The sequence below is a fragment of the Burkholderia sp. BCC0397 genome (genome assembly GCF_902832865.1).
In the GTDB taxonomy this organism is placed as follows: domain Bacteria; phylum Pseudomonadota; class Gammaproteobacteria; order Burkholderiales; family Burkholderiaceae; genus Burkholderia.
On sequence record NZ_CADFDL010000002.1, the window covers coordinates 693,303 to 710,170 of the forward strand.

13 protein-coding genes and 1 tRNA gene are annotated in these 16,868 nt (G+C 67.7%); 8 read left to right on the forward strand and 6 right to left on the reverse strand.

What is annotated here, in order from left to right:
• The first annotated feature begins 60 nt into the window (after positions 1–60).
• Both HWX03_RS07980 and HWX03_RS07985 read left to right on the forward strand, forming a co-directional pair.
• On the forward strand, positions 61–888 hold the full coding sequence (locus HWX03_RS07980; RefSeq protein WP_175819508.1) for an EI24 domain-containing protein: 828 nt from the start codon (positions 61–63) through the stop codon (positions 886–888).
• Complete coding sequence (locus HWX03_RS07985) at positions 885–1,700, forward strand: molybdopterin-binding protein (RefSeq protein WP_175870918.1); 816 nt, start codon at positions 885–887, stop codon at positions 1,698–1,700. Before HWX03_RS07980 ends, HWX03_RS07985 begins: the two co-directional genes overlap by 4 nt.
• Before the next feature lie 116 nt (positions 1,701–1,816).
• On the opposite strand, the gene HWX03_RS07990 is transcribed toward HWX03_RS07985, so the two are convergent.
• Positions 1,817–2,281: a rhodanese-like domain-containing protein gene (locus HWX03_RS07990; protein WP_027784887.1), complete on the reverse strand. Its 465-nt coding sequence runs from the start codon at positions 2,279–2,281 to the stop codon at positions 1,817–1,819.
• Between the two features lie 405 nt (positions 2,282–2,686).
• Between HWX03_RS07990 and glnA the strand changes: the two genes are divergently transcribed.
• The 4 genes from glnA (at position 2,687) to HWX03_RS08010 (ending at position 9,159) form a co-directional block, all read left to right on the forward strand.
• Complete coding sequence (gene glnA, locus HWX03_RS07995) at positions 2,687–4,102, forward strand: type I glutamate--ammonia ligase (RefSeq protein WP_174432999.1); 1,416 nt, start codon at positions 2,687–2,689, stop codon at positions 4,100–4,102.
• A 161-nt stretch (positions 4,103–4,263) separates the two neighbouring features.
• Entirely contained in the window at positions 4,264–5,406 is a 1,143-nt protein-coding gene (glnL, locus tag HWX03_RS08000) for a nitrogen regulation protein NR(II) (RefSeq protein WP_174391238.1), read from the forward strand.
• A gap of 37 nt (positions 5,407–5,443) precedes the next feature.
• The gene (ntrC, locus tag HWX03_RS08005) at positions 5,444–6,958 is read left to right on the forward strand and encodes a nitrogen regulation protein NR(I) (RefSeq protein ID WP_175870919.1); all 1,515 of its coding nucleotides are present in this window, start codon (positions 5,444–5,446) and stop codon (positions 6,956–6,958) included.
• A gap of 92 nt (positions 6,959–7,050) precedes the next feature.
• Positions 7,051–9,159, forward strand: coding sequence for a prolyl oligopeptidase family serine peptidase (locus HWX03_RS08010; RefSeq protein ID WP_175870920.1), 2,109 nt, complete (start codon positions 7,051–7,053; stop codon positions 9,157–9,159).
• A gap of 23 nt (positions 9,160–9,182) precedes the next feature.
• On the opposite strand, the gene xth is transcribed toward HWX03_RS08010, so the two are convergent.
• Positions 9,183–9,959 carry an exodeoxyribonuclease III gene (gene xth, locus HWX03_RS08015; RefSeq protein ID WP_175870921.1) on the reverse strand — a complete coding sequence of 259 codons (777 nt, stop codon included), beginning with the start codon at positions 9,957–9,959 and terminating at the stop codon, positions 9,183–9,185.
• A gap of 183 nt (positions 9,960–10,142) precedes the next feature.
• Between xth and HWX03_RS08020 the strand changes: the two genes are divergently transcribed.
• Positions 10,143–10,219, forward strand: a tRNA-Met gene (locus HWX03_RS08020).
• Between the two features lie 98 nt (positions 10,220–10,317).
• Here the strand turns inward: HWX03_RS08020 and HWX03_RS08025 are convergent.
• Positions 10,318–11,121 (reverse strand): DUF3472 domain-containing protein, encoded by an 804-nt coding sequence (locus HWX03_RS08025; protein WP_175870922.1) that lies wholly within the window; start codon positions 11,119–11,121, stop codon positions 10,318–10,320.
• A 296-nt stretch (positions 11,122–11,417) separates the two neighbouring features.
• On the reverse strand, positions 11,418–12,110 hold the full coding sequence (locus HWX03_RS08030; protein WP_175870923.1) for an aspartate/glutamate racemase family protein: 693 nt from the start codon (positions 12,108–12,110) through the stop codon (positions 11,418–11,420).
• Positions 12,111–12,317: 207 nt separating this feature from the next.
• On the opposite strand from HWX03_RS08030, the gene dinB reads away from it, so the two are divergent.
• Positions 12,318–13,481 carry a DNA polymerase IV gene (dinB, locus tag HWX03_RS08035; protein ID WP_175870924.1) on the forward strand — a complete coding sequence of 388 codons (1,164 nt, stop codon included), beginning with the start codon at positions 12,318–12,320 and terminating at the stop codon, positions 13,479–13,481.
• 58 nt (positions 13,482–13,539) lie between these two features.
• Here the strand turns inward: dinB and HWX03_RS08040 are convergent, their stop codons facing one another.
• Positions 13,540–15,627, reverse strand: a complete 2,088-nt coding sequence (locus HWX03_RS08040) for a M3 family metallopeptidase (RefSeq protein WP_175870925.1) — start codon at positions 15,625–15,627, stop codon at positions 13,540–13,542.
• Between the two features lie 291 nt (positions 15,628–15,918).
• Positions 15,919–16,779: a bifunctional methylenetetrahydrofolate dehydrogenase/methenyltetrahydrofolate cyclohydrolase FolD gene (folD, locus tag HWX03_RS08045; protein WP_174391041.1), complete on the reverse strand. Its 861-nt coding sequence runs from the start codon at positions 16,777–16,779 to the stop codon at positions 15,919–15,921.
• Between the last annotated feature and the right edge of the window lie 89 nt (positions 16,780–16,868).

The following is a 16,868-nucleotide window of genomic DNA, read 5'->3' on the forward strand; positions in this document are numbered from 1 at the left end:
GGGCCGTGTGGTTTATCCTTTCCCCGTTTTTCTCCGTCAATCCAGACTCCATAGGCTCGCATGAACGACTTGCTGCGCTCCTTCGTCCGGGCGCTCGCCAGCGCGCTGCACCCGCGCATGCTGTGGCTCACCCTGATGCCGTTCGTCGTGTCGACGCTGCTGTGGGGCGTCGTGCTGTGGTTCTCGTGGCAGACGCTGCTGGATCTCGCGCGCGGCGCGCTCGACGGCTTCGTGCTGACGGCCGCGCTGTATCGCGCGTTCGATGCGATCGGCATGTCGCAGCTGCATGCGGTCGTCGCGCCGTTCGTGGTCGTGTCGCTCGCCATTCCGCTGATCGTGCTGACCGTGCTGCTGCTGATCGCGACGATCTCGATGCCGGTCGTGATCAAGCACCTGTCGAACCGGCAGTTCGCGGCGCTCGAGTCGAAGCGGGGCGGCACCTTCTTCGGCAGCGTGTTCAATTCGCTCGGCGCGGCGCTCGTCGGCGTCGTGCTGCTCGTCGTCACGATCCCGCTGTGGCTGATTCCGCCGTTCTTCGCGCTGCTGCCGCCGGTGATCTGGGGCTGGCTTACATATCGCGTGATGACCTACGACGCACTCGCGCAGCACGCGAGCCGCGACGAGCGCCGCGCGCTCGTGCGGCAGCACCGCTGGCCGCTGATCGGCATCGGCGTCGCGACCGGGCTGCTCGGCACCGTGCCGACCTTCGTGTGGGTGTCGTCGGTCTGGATGATGGTGTTGTTCCCGTTCGTCGCGGCCGCCATGATCTGGGTTTACGCTTTCATCCTCGTCTTCTCGGCGCTGTGGTTCGGGCACTACTGCCTGCGCGCGCTGGAAGACCTGCGCGCCAGTGCGCGCGCCACCGCAATCGACATGGGGCAGGCATGAGCATCGGCATCATCATCATCGGCGACGAAATCCTTTCGGGCCGCCGGCAGGACAAGCATCTGGCGAAGGTCATCGAGCTGCTCGGCGCGCGCGGCCTCGCGCTCGACTGGGCCGAATACGTCGGCGACGATCCGGCGCGCATTACCGCGACGCTCGCGCGCGCGATCGCGTCGGGCGATGTCGTGTTCTCGACGGGCGGGATCGGCGCGACGCCGGACGACCATACGCGCCAGTGCGCGGCCGCCGCGCTCGGCGTGCCGCTCGAGCTGCATCCGGAGGCGAAGGCGCTGATTGCGGAGCGGATCCGCGAAACGCACACCGACCCGGCCGCGCCGGTCGACTTCGAATCGCCGGAAAACCAGCACCGCTTCAACATGGGCGTGTTCCCGGCCGGCGCGACGATCATCCCGAACGGCTATAACCGGATTCCCGGCTTCTCGGTCGGCCATCTGCACTTCGTGCCGGGCTTCCCGGTGATGGCGTGGCCGATGATCGAATGGGTGCTCGATACGCAGTACGCGCATCTTCATCACGCGACGCCGCACGCCGAGCGCTCGCTGTACGTATTCGAGCTGCCGGAATCGACGCTCACGCCGCTGATGGAGAAGATCGAGCGCGATTTCCCGGGCGTGCGCGTGTTCAGCCTGCCGAGCGTCGGCGACGCGGAGCGCGGCGGCATCTACGCGCGCCGTCACATCGATCTCGGCGTGAAGGGCGAGCCGGAAGCGGTCGCGGCCGCGTTCGTGAAGCTGCGCGAAGGCGTGCACCTGCTCGGCGGCGACGTCGTCGAGCCCGATACGCCGCGCGCCTGAGCGGCCTGCGACGCGGCCGCACCAAAAGCAACGGGCCGCGCAATGCGGCCCGTCATCGGCATGTCATCGCCCGGCTCGACGATGAGGTTGTCGCAGCCGGCGAGCGCGGCGCGCCGTCAGGCGCCGATCCACGGCAGTTTGCGGAAGCACCACCCGTCGACCGTCTTGCGGTGGCCTTCGGCGTCCTTCGCGCCCTCGAAGCCTTCGAGCAGGTCGAAGGCCTTCGTGTACCCAGCCTGCGCGGACGCGACCGCGGCGAGCTTCGAGCGCGCGGCGCTGCGGCACAGGAACAGGATCGGCGTATCGGCCGGGAGGGCCGCCTTCAGTTCGTTGACGAATTCGGCGTTCGGCACGCCGCCCGGGTAGCGCGTCCATTCGAGGTGCAGATACTGGCCGTCGCCGACGAGCGGGCGGCCGATCCAGTCGAGCTCGGCGCGCGTGCGCACGTCGACGAGGCGCGCGGACGGGTCGAGCTGCAGCAGTTCGAATGCCTCGACCGGCAGCAGCGCGCCGGCGTAGTTGAGCGCGCCTTGTGCGCGGCGTTCGTCGGCCTTCGCGTAAAGCTGGTCGAGCGTACTCATGGCAGGGGTCTCCGTATCGGTCAAACGATCATTCTAGCGCGGCGTCGTGGCACGGATGTCCGCCTGCGGCACGGTGCGCGGGTCGTACACGCGCTCACCAAAAGAGTGCAGAATGGCGCGCATGCACCAGAATGAATCGATGGGCGCGGCGGGTTGCGGGGATTGCACCACATCAGTGCTTTCGATGCGAGGCCGATGGCGCGTGAAGCCCCGGAATCGCGCAGCGCAGCCCTGACGTGGCGAGCCCCGGCGCGATTCGCGCCGCGCTTGCGTAAAGGTGGCACAGAAGCTGCTATATAGAATTCGGTCGAATCGGGGCGCGCTGCGCCAAAGCAAGACCCCGGTCAGCTCGATAAACGAGGCGGTTCCCAGTCCGCCGGAATTGTTCAATCAGGAGAAGAGGTTATGAGTAAAACCGTCGCCGACGTCATGCAGCTCGTGAAGGACGAGGACGTCAAGTTCGTCGATTTCCGCTTCACGGATACGCGCGGCAAGGAACAGCACGTGTCGGTGCCGGTTTCGGCGTTTGACGAAGACAAGTTCGAGAGCGGTCATGCATTCGACGGTTCGTCGATCGCGGGCTGGAAGGGCATCGAGGCGTCGGACATGCTGCTCATGCCGGACCCGACCGCTGCCTTCGTCGACCCGTTCTATGAAGAGTCGACCCTGGTGCTGACCTGCGACGTGGTCGAGCCGGCGGACGGCAAGGGCTACGAGCGCGATCCGCGTTCGCTCGCGAAGCGCGGCGAAGCGTACCTGAAGAGCACGGGCATCGGCGACACGGCCTACTTCGGTCCGGAACCGGAATTCTTCATTTTCGACTCGGTCCAGTGGAACACCGACATGTCGGGCTGCTTCGTGAAGATCAATTCGGAAGAAGCACCGTGGTCGGCCGGCAAGGAATTCGAAGGTGGCAACACGGGCCACCGTCCGGGCACGAAGGGCGGCTACTTCCCGGTCGCGCCGGTCGACACGTTCCAGGACATCCGTTCGGAAATGTGCCTGCTGCTCGAACAGCTCGGCATCCCGGTCGAAGTGCACCACCACGAAGTGGCGGGCCAGGGCCAGAACGAAATCGGCACGAAGTTCTCGACGCTGGTTCAGCGCGCGGACTGGACGCAATGGTCGAAGTACATCATCCATAACGTCGCGCACTCGTACGGCAAGACGGCGACGTTCATGCCGAAGCCGGTCGTCGGCGACAACGGTTCGGGCATGCACGTTCACCAGTCGATCTGGAAGGACGGCCAGAACCTGTTCGCGGGCAACGGCTACGCCGGCCTGTCGGAACTGGCGCTGTTCTACATCGGCGGCATCATCAAGCACGCCCGTGCACTGAACGCGATCACGAACCCGACGACGAACTCGTACAAGCGTCTGGTCCCGCACTTCGAAGCACCGGTCAAGCTCGCTTACTCGGCGCGCAACCGTTCGGCATCGATCCGGATTCCGCACGTGTCGAGCCCGAAGGGCCGCCGTATCGAAACGCGCTTCCCGGATCCGATGGCGAACCCGTACCTGTGCTTCACGGCGCTGATGATGGCCGGCCTCGACGGGATCCAGAACAAGATCCATCCGGGCGAAGCAGCGGACAAGAACCTGTACGACCTGCCGCCGGAAGAAGATGCGAAGATCCCGACCGTGTGCGCGGGCCTCGACCAGGCACTCGAAGCGCTCGACAAGGATCGCGAGTTCCTGACGCGCGGCGGCGTGTTCACGGACGGCATGATCGACGCGTACCTCGCGCTGAAGGAGCAGGAGCTGGCGAAGTTCCGCATGACGACGCACCCGATCGAGTTCGAGATGTACTACTCGCTCTAATCGGCGATGGCGCTTCGATTCAGCGCCGTCATGCCGGTTCGTTCCCGTCGCGCGGCTTGCGGCGGGAACGGCGGAGTCTGAAAGGGGACGGCGTCCGGCCGTCCCTTTTTTGTTCCGACGATTTTCATTTTCTGGCCCGGTGAGGCGCGACAAGCACGCAGATGGTTCTGAAGAATCTGATCAAGGCGAAAACGGGGCAGCCCGAACGACTGACGGACGACGAGCGGCTCTCGCGCTCGGGTCTGCTGGCGGGGCTCGAAGCGCTGCCGACGGTCGTGATCGTGCTCGACCGCAAGACGCTGCGGATCGCGTTCGCGAATCCGTCCGCGGAGGCGATGCTCGACATCTCGCGGCGGCAGCTCGCACAACGGCCGTGGGGCGAGATATTCCCGAACGCGAACGAGCTTGCGTCGACGATCACCGCGATCGGCGAGGAACGCTTTCACGCGACGCACCTCGATACCGTGCTCGACCGGCCCGGCCGCGAACCGCTGCATGTGCACGCGATCGTCGGCTTCCTCGAGACCGCGCCCGATTTCGTGCTCGTCGAGCTGTTCGAGAACGAACGGCAGTCGCGCACCGATCGGGAAGAGCGCATCCACGACCTGACCGCGGTCAACAAGCAACTGATCCGCAACCTCGCGCACGAGATCAAGAACCCGCTCGGCGGCATTCGCGGCGCAGCCCAGCTGCTCGAATTCGAACTGGGCGAGCGCGAGCGCGGCGAGTTGCGCGAATACACGCAAGTGATCATCAAGGAGTCCGATCGCCTGCAGACGCTCGTCGACCGGTTGCTGGAGCCGCACCGGCATCCGCATATCGTCGGCGACGTGAACATTCATGAAGTGTGCGAACGCGTGCGCGCGGTGATGCTCGCGGAATTCCCGCGCGGGCTCACGATCGAGCGCGATTACGACGTGAGCGTGCCGGATCTGCGCGGCGACAAGGAGCAGTTGATCCAGGCGCTGCTCAACATCGTGCGCAACGCGGCGCAGGCGCTGCGCGAACGGATCGCGCAGGGCGACGCGAAGATCGAGCTGCGCACGCGCATTGCGCGCAAGGTGACGATCGGCAAGCGCCTGTACCGGCTGGCACTGGACTTGCACGTGATCGACAACGGGCCCGGCATTCCGGAAGAGATCCGCGACCGGATCTTCTACCCGCTCGTGTCCGGGCGCGACGACGGCAGCGGCCTCGGCCTCACGCTCGCGCAGACGTTCGTGCAGCAGCACGACGGGATGATCGAGGTCGAAAGCCGGCCTGGACGTACCGAATTTCAGATCCTGCTGCCGCTCGACCATTGAGCGGCAGCATTGCGATTCACCCATACCTGACCGACCTATGAAGCCGATCTGGATAGTAGACGACGACCAATCGATCCGCTGGGTGCTTGAAAAGGCACTCGCCCGGGACAGCTTCGCGACGAAGAGCTTCGCGAACGTGCGCGACGCGCTGGCCGCGCTCGACCACGAGACGCCGCAGGTGCTCGTGTCCGACATCCGGATGCCGGGCGGCTCGGGCCTCGAGTTGCTGCAGGCGATGCACGAGCGGCTGCCGGGCCTGCCCGTCATCATCATGACGGCGTTCTCCGATCTCGACAGCGCCGTCGCGGCGTTCCAGGGCGGCGCGTTCGAATACCTCGCGAAGCCGTTCGACGTCGACAAGGCGGTCGAGCTGATCCGCCGCGCGGTGGAAGAAAGCCTGCGCGGCGGCGCGCCGCTGGACGAGCGCGTGGCCGAGGCGCCCGAGATGCTCGGGCAGGCGCCCGCGATGCAGGACATGTTCCGCGCGATCGGCCGCCTGTCGCATTCGGCCGCGACCGTGCTGATCACCGGGGAGTCGGGCACCGGCAAGGAGCTCGTCGCCCGGGCGCTGCACCGTCACAGCCCGCGCGCGAACGGGCCGTTCATCGCGCTGAACACGGCGGCGATTCCGAAGGATCTGCTCGAATCCGAACTGTTCGGCCATGAGCGCGGCGCGTTCACCGGCGCGCAGACGACGCGGCAGGGCCGCTTCGAGCAGGCCGAGAACGGCACGCTGTTCCTCGACGAAATCGGCGACATGCCGTTCGACCTGCAGACGCGCCTGTTGCGCGTGCTGTCGGACGGGCAGTTCTATCGGGTCGGCGGGCACAACCCGCTGCGCGCGAACGTGCGCGTGATCGCCGCGACGCACCAGAATCTCGAGTCGCGCGTGCGGCAAGGGCTGTTCCGCGAGGACCTTTACCACCGGCTCAACGTGATCCGGCTGCGCCTGCCGCCGCTGCGCGAACGCAGCGAGGACATCGCGCTGCTCACGCGCCACTTCCTGCAGAAGAGCGCGCGCGATCTCGGCGTCGAGCCGAAGCGCGTGTCCGACGATGCGCTCGCGTATCTGACGTCGCTCGCGTTTCCCGGCAACGTGCGGCAGCTCGAGAACCTCGCGAACTGGCTGACCGTGATGGCGCCCGCGCAGACGGTCGAGATCAAGGACCTGCCGCCCGACCTCGTGCCGGCCGGGGCACCGGTCGTCGCGTCGGGCGACGGCGCGGACGTACACGGCAGCGGCGGCCACGCGACGGCGGCGCCTGCCGCGATCGGTGCAGCGCCGACGGCCGCGCCCGTCGCGAGCGCGGCGAACGGCAGCGCGCCGGCCGGCTACCCGCTGTGGGAGCACGGGCTGCGCACCGAAGTCGCGCGGTTGCTGCGCGAGAACTCGGCCGACGTGATGGACGAGCTCGCGCGCCGCTTCGAGGCAGCCGTGATCCGCGAGGCGCTCGACTTCACGCGCGGCCGCAAGGTCGAGGCCGCGGAGCGGCTCGGCATCGGCCGCAACACGATCACGCGCAAGATCCAGGAACTCCATCTGGAGCCCTGACCGAGCACGATTCGCGGCATGCGCGGGCCCGCGCATGCCGCGATCGGACATAATCGCGGTTTGCACGCAGCTTGCCATTCCGCCGATCCTCAATGTCCGACTCCTTCCGCTGGCCCGCCGGGGCCGACCCGTTCCGTTTCCTCGAAGCGCTCGACAGCAAGCGCGCCCGCACGTGGGTCGACGAGCAGAATGCGCGCACACGCGCCGCGCTGCGCGACGACGATGCCTATCGTGCGCTGACCGCGCGTCTCGCGAAAGCGTATCTGCCGCGCGAACGCCCGGTGATTCCGACCCGCTGGCGCGACTGGGCGTACGACCTGTGGCAGGACGATCTCCATCCGAAGGGACTGTGGCGCCGTACGCGCTGGGCCGACTGGCGGGCCGGCCAGCCGGCGTGGGAAACGCTGCTCGACGTCGACGCGCTCGGCGCCGAAGAGGGCGAGTCGTGGGTGTTCGAGCAGGAGGCGATCCTGTATCCGGACGGCGATCGCGTGCTGCTGTCGCTGTCGCCGGGCGGTGCCGACGCGGTCGTCGTGCGCGAATTCGACCTCGTCGAGCGCCGTTTCGTCGACGGCGGCTTCACGATTGACGAGCCGGGTCATCACACGGTCGGCTGGATCGATCGCGACACCGTGTACGTGAGCTGGGATCGCGGCGAAGCGCATGCGACCGCGGCCGGTTATCCGTATGAAGCGCGGCGCTGGGCGCGCGGCACGGCGCTCGCCGACGCGCCGGTCGTGTTCAGCGGCGAACCGGACGACATCAGCGCAGGCGCGTGGTTCGACCCGATCGACCGCCGTCACGTCGCGTGGCGCAGCGTCGACTTCTTCGACGCGCACGCGTACCGGCTGACCGACGCGGGCGAATGGGCGCGCTACGACGTGCCGACGCATGTCGAGGTCGGGTTCTGGGAAGGCTGGCTCGTGCTGGAGCCGCGCCTCGGCTGGGATTGCGACGGCGTGCGCCACGCAGGCGGCTCGCTGCTCGCGATTCGCGAGCAGGCGTTTCTCGCCGGCGCGCGCGAATTCACGACGCTGTTCGCGCCGCAGCCGACGACGTCCGCCTGTACGTGGACGCACACGCGCACGACGCTGATCGCGAGCTGGCTCGACGACGTGCACAACCGCACGATGCTGTGGCAGCCGCGGCAGGCCGACGATGGGGCGTGGACGTGGGACGCGCGGCCGTTCGACTGGCCGGGCGACGCGCAGATCGACGTCGAGCCCGTCGAGTCGACGCTGAACGACGAGGTGTACGTCGACGTCGACACCTATCTCGATCCGCCCGAATGCTGGCTGGCCGATCTTGCCGACCGCGCCGACGATGCGCCGTCGCGCCGCGTGCTGCTCGACCGGCCGCCGGTGCAGTTCGACGCGGCCGGGCTCGTCGTGCGCCGCGCGAGCGCGCGTTCGCGCGACGGCACGGTGGTGCCGTACACGCTGATCGGGCCGCGCGATGCGCTCGACGCACCGGAAGGCGGGGCGCGCGTCGCGCGGCCGTGCCTGCTGTCCGGTTATGGCGGCTTTGCGATTCCGAACCTGCCGGGCTACAGCGATGCGTTCGGCATCGGCTGGCTCGAACGCGGCGGCGTGATGGCGTTCGCGCACATCCGCGGCGGCGGCGAATTCGGGCCGCGCTGGCACGTCGACGCGCAGCGCGAACACCGGCAGCGTTCGTTCGACGATTTCATCGCGGTCGCCGAGGATCTGGCCGCGACCGGCGTGACGAGCGCCGCGCAACTCGGGATCGAGGGCGGCAGCAACGGCGGGCTGCTGGTCGCTGCGTGCATGATGCAGCGGCCGGAGCTGTTCGGCGCGGTGCTGTGCCGCGTGCCGCTGCTCGACATGCAGCGCTATCCGAAGCTGCATGCGGGCGCCGCGTGGCTCGACGAATACGGCGACCCGGACGATCCGCGCGAAGGCGCGGCGCTGGCCGCGTATTCGCCGTATCACCGCGTGCGCGAAGGCATCGTGTATCCGCCGTTGCTGCTGACGACGTCGACCTGTGACGACCGCGTGCATCCCGCGCATGCGCGCAAGATGGCCGCGCGCATGCAGGCGCTCGGTCACGAACGGGTGTGGTACTGGGAGAACACCGACGGCGGCCACGGCAGCGCCGACGATCTCGAACGCGCGGAAGCCGACGCAGCCGAATTCGGCTTCCTGTGGGCCCATCTCGGGCCGGCGCCCGCGCGGCGCTGATTGCGCGCGGGGCGCTTGCGCGATCAGCCGACGATCGCGACGACGGGCGTGTGGTCGGACGGCTGTTCCCAGGTGCGCGGCACGCGATCGACCTCGCACGACGCGCAGGTCGTCGCGAGCGCCGGCGACAGCAGGATGTGGTCGATGCGCAGGCCCGCGTTGCGGCGGAACGCCATCATCCGGTAGTCCCACCACGTGAAGGTCTTCTCGGGCTGCTCGAAGCGGCGGAACGCATCGACGAAGCCGAGTTCGATCAGTTGCGCGAAGTGCGCGCGCTCCTGCGGCGACACGAGGTTCTGGCCTTCCCATTTCGCGGGATCGTGCACGTCGCGGTCTTCCGGCGCGATGTTGTAGTCGCCGAGCAGCGCGAGCTTCGGGTGGCGCTGCAGCTCGGTGCGCAGCCACGCCTGCAGCGCGTCGAGCCACTGCATCTTGTAGACGAACTTGTCGGAGTCGGGCGACTGGCCGTTCGGGAAGTAGGCGGACACGATGCGCACGCCGTCGACCGTCGCGGCGATCACGCGCTGCTGCGGATCGTCGAAGCCCGGGATGTTGCGCACGACGTCCGATTCGTCGACGGCGAGCGTGTCGCGCACGAGGATCGCGACGCCGTTGTAGGTCTTCTGGCCCGTGAACCAGCTGCGGTAGCCGGCTGCCTCGAGATCGGCGCGCGGGAATTTCTCGTCCGGCAGCTTCAGTTCCTGCAGGCACAGTACGTCCACTCCGCTATGCACGAGCCAGTCGAGCACGTGCTGTTTGCGGACGTTGAGCGAGTTGACGTTCCAGGTGGCAATTTTCATGAACGGGAGGGTGCGTGCGGCGTGAATGCGAAGGCCGCCATCTTACCGCGAGCATGGGGTGCGAACGCGCGCGTCATGCGGGGTCGCGCACGTGTCACGCATCGCCGCCTGGGCAGCGGAAGCAGAAATTGTGACAAAAGTATTGACGTGAGTACTTCCTCACCCTATAATTTATTTCTCTGACGCGGGGTGGAGCAGTCTGGCAGCTCGTCGGGCTCATAACCCGAAGGTCACAGGTTCAAATCCTGTCCCCGCAACCAAGCACACCAGACGATGTGCAGCGCAATTGACCGATGCGCACTTCGTCGACAAAGAACCCGGCTTCCATGCCGGGTTTTTTGTTTTCCGCGCTCGCCCGTTATTTCGACGCGCCCGGGCTCCCGGGCAGGAAGCCGTTCTCGAGCAGATAAGTCGTCGTGTTGACCAGCGTCGCCCGCGCGTTCGGCGTGCCCGACAGCACCGCGCACTTGTCCTTGCCCGTATTCAGCCGGATCGACCGCTCGGTCGTCGGGTAGTCCACATCCTTCAGATAGAAATGCGGCAACGACGTCCTGTAGCGCGCGTACGGCACGCATGGCCGCTGCAGCGGGTCCTTCGACGCAGCGTTGAACGGAAAATATTCGTCGAACAGATAAGCCGAGCTCGACAGGCCGCCCCAGTCGGCCGGCACCGCGATGCTGCCGGTCGGCGTCGTGGCGCCGGTGGCGACGTCGGTGATGAAGCCGTCGACGGTCGAGCGTCCGTCGCTGCGATTGGCCTGCGTCACGGTGATCTGCAGCCGATAGGCGTGCCCGGTTTTCCACGGGTAGGCGATCGAGCACGACGTTCCGGAGCCGCCGTCGGCGCCGCCGCGGCAATTCGCCGACAACGGCGCGGTGCCGGTGCCGAACGCGCTGAAGATCACCACGTTGGTGCTGCGGGTGCGCGGCTGGATGCCGGTGTAGATCGCGTGCCCGCCATGTTGCGAGAACAACTGGTTGGCCCAGTAGTAACTGGCGTTGACCTCGGTCGGCACGACTTCGGGCGTGAGGTCCCACGTCATGCGATCGAAGCCGTCCCTGGGCGTCGTGGCCGCCGATGCGGTGATGCTGGGGTCCGCGTGCGCGTTGAGCGTGGCCGACACGGCGAGCAGCGCGCCGAACGCGGTGCTGAGTCTTTTCATATTCCTGTTTCCCGTTGGTGGAAAAAGAGACCGCGACGAGCAGCGTCGATTGCGGCGCCGCTGCTCGCGTACCAATTTGCAGTCACTTTATTACCAATGGATAACCAGTCGTGTCGGCGCGCCCGCGTGAACCGAGTCGCGTGATTCGGGGCTGTTCGTGCCGCACCCGTGTGACGGGCGAGAGCAGGGAATCGGTCGGGCGGCGACGCGCACGCCGGGAGAGCGAATCCCGCCGCGCGGCACAATGCGGCAGTGCCATCCGGCGGCGATCGTCGATACGAGACGGCGCGCAGCGTTTAGCGCGCCGCCCACTCGACGGCCGCCTTCGCGTGCAGCGCGGTCGTATCGAATACCGGCAGCGGCGAATCGTCCGCGCCGATCAACAGCGTGATTTCCGTGCAGCCGAGGATCACGGCCTGCGCGCCGCGCGTGGCCAGTTCGCCGATGATCGACACATACGTCGCGCGCGATTCCGCCGAGACGACGCCGTGGCACAGCTCGTCGTAGATGATCCGGTGCACGTCGTCGCGCCCGCGTTCGTCCGGCACCAGCACGTCGAGCCCGAACTTCTCGCGCAGCCGCTCCGCATAGAACGGCAGCTCCATCGTGTAGCGCGTGCCGAGCAGGGCGACCCGCTCGACGCCCGCGTCGCGCAGCGCGCTGCCGGTCGGATCGGCGATGTGCAGGAACGGCAGCGTCACCGCGGCTTCGATCGCGTCGTGCACGCGATGCATCGTATTGGTCGTCAGGACGACGAGATCGGCGCCGGCCGCTTCGAGCTGCCGCGCGGCGTCGGCCATCCGTTCGCCGAGCGCCGCCCAGTCGTGCGTGCGCTGCAGCGCCTCGATTTCGGCGAAGTCGACCGTGACCAGCACGCTCTTCGCGTTGTGATGCCCGCCGTGCAATGCCTTCGAGTGCTGGTTGATCATCCGGTAGTACTCGGCCGACGACTCCCAGCTCATGCCGCCGATCAGTCCGATCGTCTTCATCTGTCACCTGTGCGTTTCATGTCTTGCGGCAGACGAGTATAGGCGCCGCTGCCCGTGCCGGGCCGGTACGATCCGCACAAACCGGGCCGGTACGGCGCAGCCGGTTGCGGACGGCCGGTTGCGGACGGCCGGTTGCGGGCGGCCGGCTGCGGACGACTGGTTTCGGGCGACCGGCCCCGGACGTACGCGGCAGTTGAAACCGGCACTGTGTTTTTGTACAGTATCGGCACCGTGAGCCCGACCACCATCCCGCCTGCCGATCCGCCCGCGCCGCCGCCCGGCGACGCGCCGCCGCGCATGCGCAAGATCATTCATTGCGACTGCGACTGCTTCTACGCGTCGGTCGAGATGCGCGACGACCCGTCGCTGCGCAACCGGCCGCTCGCGGTCGGCGGCCGGCCCGACCAGCGCGGCGTGATCGCGACCTGCAACTACGAGGCGCGGCGCTACGGCGTGCATTCGGCGATGTCGTCGGCGCTGGCGATGCGCAAGTGTCCGGATCTGCTGATCCTGCCGTCTGCGATGGACAAGTATCGCGCGGCGTCGCGGCAGATCATGGCGATCTATCGCGACTACACGCCGGACGTCGAGCCGCTGTCGCTCGATGAAGCCTACCTCGACGTCAGCGGATCGGAACGTTGCCAGGGCAGCGCGACGCTGATTGCGCGCGAGATTCGCGAGCGCGTGCGCGACACGGTCGGCGTGACCGTGTCGGCGGGCGTCGCGCCGAACAAGTTCATCGCGAAGATCGCGTCCGACTGGAACAAGCCCGACGGTCTGTTCGTCGTGCGGCCGCACGAGATCGACGCGTTCGTCGCGGCGCTGCCGGTACGCAAGCTGCACGGCGTCGGCAAGGTGACGGCCACGCGGCTCGACCGGCTCGGGATCCAGACCTGCGCGCAGTTGCGCGACTGGCCGCTGATCGACCTGCACCGCGAGTTCGGCGCATTCGGGCGGCGGCTGTACGAACTGTCGCGCGGGATCGACGAGCGGCCCGTGCAGGCCGACCAGGAGCGCAAGTCGGTCAGCGTCGAGACGACCTACGTGACCGACCTGACGACGCTCGAGCAATGCGCGGACGAAATCCGCCGCCTCGTCGTGCAGCTCGACGCGCGGATCGATCGCGCGGGCGCCGCGCGGTCGATTCGCAAGCTGTACGTGAAGATCCGCTTCGCCGATTTCCAGCGCACGACGGTCGAGTGCGTGGCCGATGCGACGAATGCCGAGACGGCCGTCACGCTGCTCGCGAAGGGGTTGTTGCGGCGCGCGCAGCCGGTGCGGCTGCTCGGCGTCGGCGTGCGCATCGACGAGGACACGGCCGAGCGCCACGGGCAATTCCTGCTGTTCGACGACGCATCGCCCGAGCAATGAAAAAAGGCACCGCCGAAGCGGTGCCTGTCGATGCCGCCGGCCTGGCCCGGCAACGCACTCAGTGCGCGGGCGCGGCCATCCCGTTGTGGCGCAGCAGCGCGTCGATCTGCGGCTCGCGGCCGCGGAACGCCTTGAACGACTCCATCGCCGGACGGCTGCCGCCGACCTCGAGGATTTCGCGGCGATAGCGCGTGCCGGTTGCCGCGTCGAGCACGCTGCCGCTGGCGGCAGCCGCTTCCTCGAACGCCGCGTACGCATCGGCCGACAGCACCTCGGCCCACTTGTAGCTGTAGTAGCCGGCCGCGTAGCCGCCCGCGAAGATATGGCTGAACGTGTTCGGCCAGCGCGAGAACGCCGCCTGCGGGATCACGTGGTAGCGCTCGTTGATCTCGCGCGCGAACGCGGTCACGCCGGTGGCGCCGGCCGGATCGAAGTCGACGTGCAGCAGCATGTCGAACATCGAGAACACGATCTGGCGCAGCGTGCCGAGCCCGCTCTGGAAGTTCTTCGCGGCGATCATCTTGTCGAACAGCTCGCGCGGCAGCGCGGCGCCCGTATCGACGTGCGACGACATCGACGACAGCACGTCCCATTCCCAGCAGAAGTTTTCCATGAACTGCGACGGCAGTTCGACCGCATCCCATTCGACGCCGTTGATGCCCGACACGCCGAGCTCGTCGACGCGCGTGAGCATGTGGTGCAGCCCGTGGCCGAACTCATGGAACAGCGTGATGACTTCGTCGTGCGTGAAGCACGCGGGCTTGCCGCCGACCGGCGCGGAGAAGTTGCAGGTCAGGTACGCCACGGGCGTCTGCACGTCGCTGCCGCGCTTCGCGCGCGAACGCGCGTCGTCCATCCACGCGCCGCCGCGCTTGCCTTCGCGTGCGTACAGGTCGAGATAGAACTGCGCGACGAGCGAGCCGTCGCGGTTCTCGACGCGGAAGAAGCGCACGTCCTTGTGCCACACCGGCGCGTCGTCCGGCTTGATCCGCACGCCGAACAGCGTTTCGGTGACGGTGAACAGGCCCTTCAGCGCGGCCGGTTCCGGGAAGTACTGCTTGACCTCGTTTTCCGAGAACGCATAGCGTTGCTGGCGGAGCTTTTCGGCCGCGTACGCGACGTCCCACGGCGCGAGTTCGGCGAGGCCGAGTTCCTTCGCGGCGAACGTGCGCAGCTCGTCCCAGTCCTTGTCCGCGTGCGGGCGGGCGCGCGTCGCGAGATCCTCGAGGAACGCGATCACCTGCTGCGGCGATTCGGCCATCTTCGGCGCGAGCGAGACTTCGGCGAAGTTGCGATAGCCGAGCATCTGCGCCTCTTCGCGGCGCAGCTTCAGCGCGTCGGCGACGATCGCCGTGTTGTCCCATTCGGCCTTGCCGTCGCCGTACTGCGGCCCGAGCTCCGACGCGCGGGTCGCATAGGCGCGGTAGAGCGTTTCGCGCAGCGCGCGGTTGTCCGCGTACTGCAGCACCGGGAAGTACGACGGGAAATGCAGCGTGAATTTCCAGCCTTCCTTGCCGTCCTTCTGCGCGGCTTCGCGGGCGGCCTCGATCGCGTCGCCGGGCAGGCCGGCCAGCTCGGCTTCGCCCTTGGCGAAGTACGCGTACGCGTTGGTCGCGTCGAGCACGTGATCGGAGAACGCCTTCGACAGCGCGGCCTGCTGTTCCTGCAGTTCCGCGAAACGCGGCTTCTGGTCCTCGGGCAGCTCGGCGCCCGACAGGCGGAAGTCGCGCAGCGCATTGTCGAGGATCTTCTTGCGCTCGTCGGACAGCGTCGCGTATTCGGCGCTCGCGGCGATCGCCTTGTATTTTTCGTACAGCGCGAGATTCTGGCCGACGCTCGACCAGAACTCGGTCACGCGCGGCAGGTTTTCACCGTAGGCAGCCCGCAGTTCGGGCGTGTCGGCGACCGCGTTCAGGTGGCCGACGATGCCCCATGCGCGGCCGAGCGGCTCCGTGGCCTGCTCGACCGTCTCGACGACGGCGGCCCAGGTCGACGGCGTTTCGCTCGCGCTCGCGGTTTCGACCGCGCGGCTGGCGGTATCGAGCAGCGTATCGAGCGCGGGCGTCACGTGTTCCGGGCGGATCTCGCCGAAACGGGGCAGGCCGGAGAAGTCGAGGAGCGGATTGGTGTTGGCGCTGGCGGACATAAGACTCCCTGTCTGTTGCCGGATGAACCGGGATGAAAAGGGTAACGGCGGCTGGGCGCGAGCGCGCCCGATACCGACATTATTGGGGCGCATCGCGCGCTTTCCAATCGTTAGTTTCTAACGACGCGATTGACGCAGGGTCGGATGCGGGTGGCCGGCGAGGTGCGGCCGGCGAGCTGCGACCGGCGAGCTGCGGCGGGCGTGCCGGCTGGCGCGATGCAGCCGGACGATGGCGGGCGGCTGGCGAGGCGCCGGCGCACGGAACCGCGCGCCGGCTGGGCGGGCGGAGCGTCAGGCTGCGGCGGCAGCAGCGCGTTCGGCGGATTCGAGCGTGTTGATCAGCAGCATCGTGATGGTCATCGGGCCGACGCCGCCCGGCACCGGCGTGATGTAGCCGGCAACTTCCTTCACGCCCGCGAAATCGACGTCGCCGCACAGCTTGCCCGCGTCGTCGCGGTTCATGCCGACGTCGATCACCGTCGCGCCCGGCTTCACCATGTCGGCGGTCAGGATGTTGCGCTTGCCGACCGCGGCGACCACGATGTCGGCCTGGCGCGTATGCGCGGCGAGGTCGCGGGTCTTGCTGTGGCAGATCGTCACGGTCGCGCCGGCGTCGAGCAGCATCATCGCCATCGGCTTGCCGACGATGTTCGAGCGGCCGATCACGACCGCGTTCGCGCCTTGCAGCGCGATGCCGTGCGCTTCGAACATCTTCATCACGCCGTATGGCGTGCACGGGCGGAACAGCGGCTTGCCGGTCATCAGCGCACCGGCGTTCGCGACGTGAAAGCCGTCGACGTCCTTCTCCGGCGCGATCGCCTCGATCACCTTGTGGCTGTCGATATGCGCGGGAAGCGGCAGCTGGACCAGGATGCCGTGGATCTTCGGGTCGCGGTTCAGTTCGTCGATGCGCGCGAGCAGGTCGGCTTCCGACAGCGTGGCCGGGTACGCGTCTTTCTGCGAGAAGAAACCGTTGTCCTCGCACGCCTTGATCTTGTTGCGCACGTAGACTTCGCTCGCCGGGTTCGCGCCAACGAGGATCACCGCGAGACCGGGCTGGTGGCCGCGTGCGGTCAGCGCGGCGGCGCGTTCGGCGGCCTGACCGCGCAGGGTCTTCGAAAGGGCGTTGCCGTCGATGAGGAGGGCTGTCATGGTGGTGGGTCCTGCCGGGAAGTTGGAATGCGGGCGTACGGCGCCCGAAGCGCCGTAGCAAAGCATGCAATTATACCGTTCGCCTGCTG

Excerpts from the sequence above, each read along its gene's own strand:
- HWX03_RS07980 (WP_175819508.1), top strand. The coding sequence starts at position 61 with ATGAACGACTTGCTGCGCTCCTTCGTCCGGGCGCTCGCCAGCGCGCTG.
- HWX03_RS07985 (WP_175870918.1), top strand. The coding sequence starts at position 885 with ATGAGCATCGGCATCATCATCATCGGCGACGAAATCCTTTCGGGCCGC.
- HWX03_RS07990 (WP_027784887.1), bottom strand. The coding sequence starts at position 2,281 with ATGAGTACGCTCGACCAGCTTTACGCGAAGGCCGACGAACGCCGCGCA.
- glnA (WP_174432999.1), top strand. The coding sequence starts at position 2,687 with ATGAGTAAAACCGTCGCCGACGTCATGCAGCTCGTGAAGGACGAGGAC.
- glnL (WP_174391238.1), top strand. The coding sequence starts at position 4,264 with ATGGTTCTGAAGAATCTGATCAAGGCGAAAACGGGGCAGCCCGAACGA.
- ntrC (WP_175870919.1), top strand. The coding sequence starts at position 5,444 with ATGAAGCCGATCTGGATAGTAGACGACGACCAATCGATCCGCTGGGTG.
- HWX03_RS08010 (WP_175870920.1), top strand. The coding sequence starts at position 7,051 with ATGTCCGACTCCTTCCGCTGGCCCGCCGGGGCCGACCCGTTCCGTTTC.
- xth (WP_175870921.1), bottom strand. The coding sequence starts at position 9,959 with ATGAAAATTGCCACCTGGAACGTCAACTCGCTCAACGTCCGCAAACAG.
- HWX03_RS08025 (WP_175870922.1), bottom strand. The coding sequence starts at position 11,121 with ATGAAAAGACTCAGCACCGCGTTCGGCGCGCTGCTCGCCGTGTCGGCC.
- HWX03_RS08030 (WP_175870923.1), bottom strand. The coding sequence starts at position 12,110 with ATGAAGACGATCGGACTGATCGGCGGCATGAGCTGGGAGTCGTCGGCC.
- HWX03_RS08040 (WP_175870925.1), bottom strand. The coding sequence starts at position 15,627 with ATGTCCGCCAGCGCCAACACCAATCCGCTCCTCGACTTCTCCGGCCTG.
- folD (WP_174391041.1), bottom strand. The coding sequence starts at position 16,779 with ATGACAGCCCTCCTCATCGACGGCAACGCCCTTTCGAAGACCCTGCGC.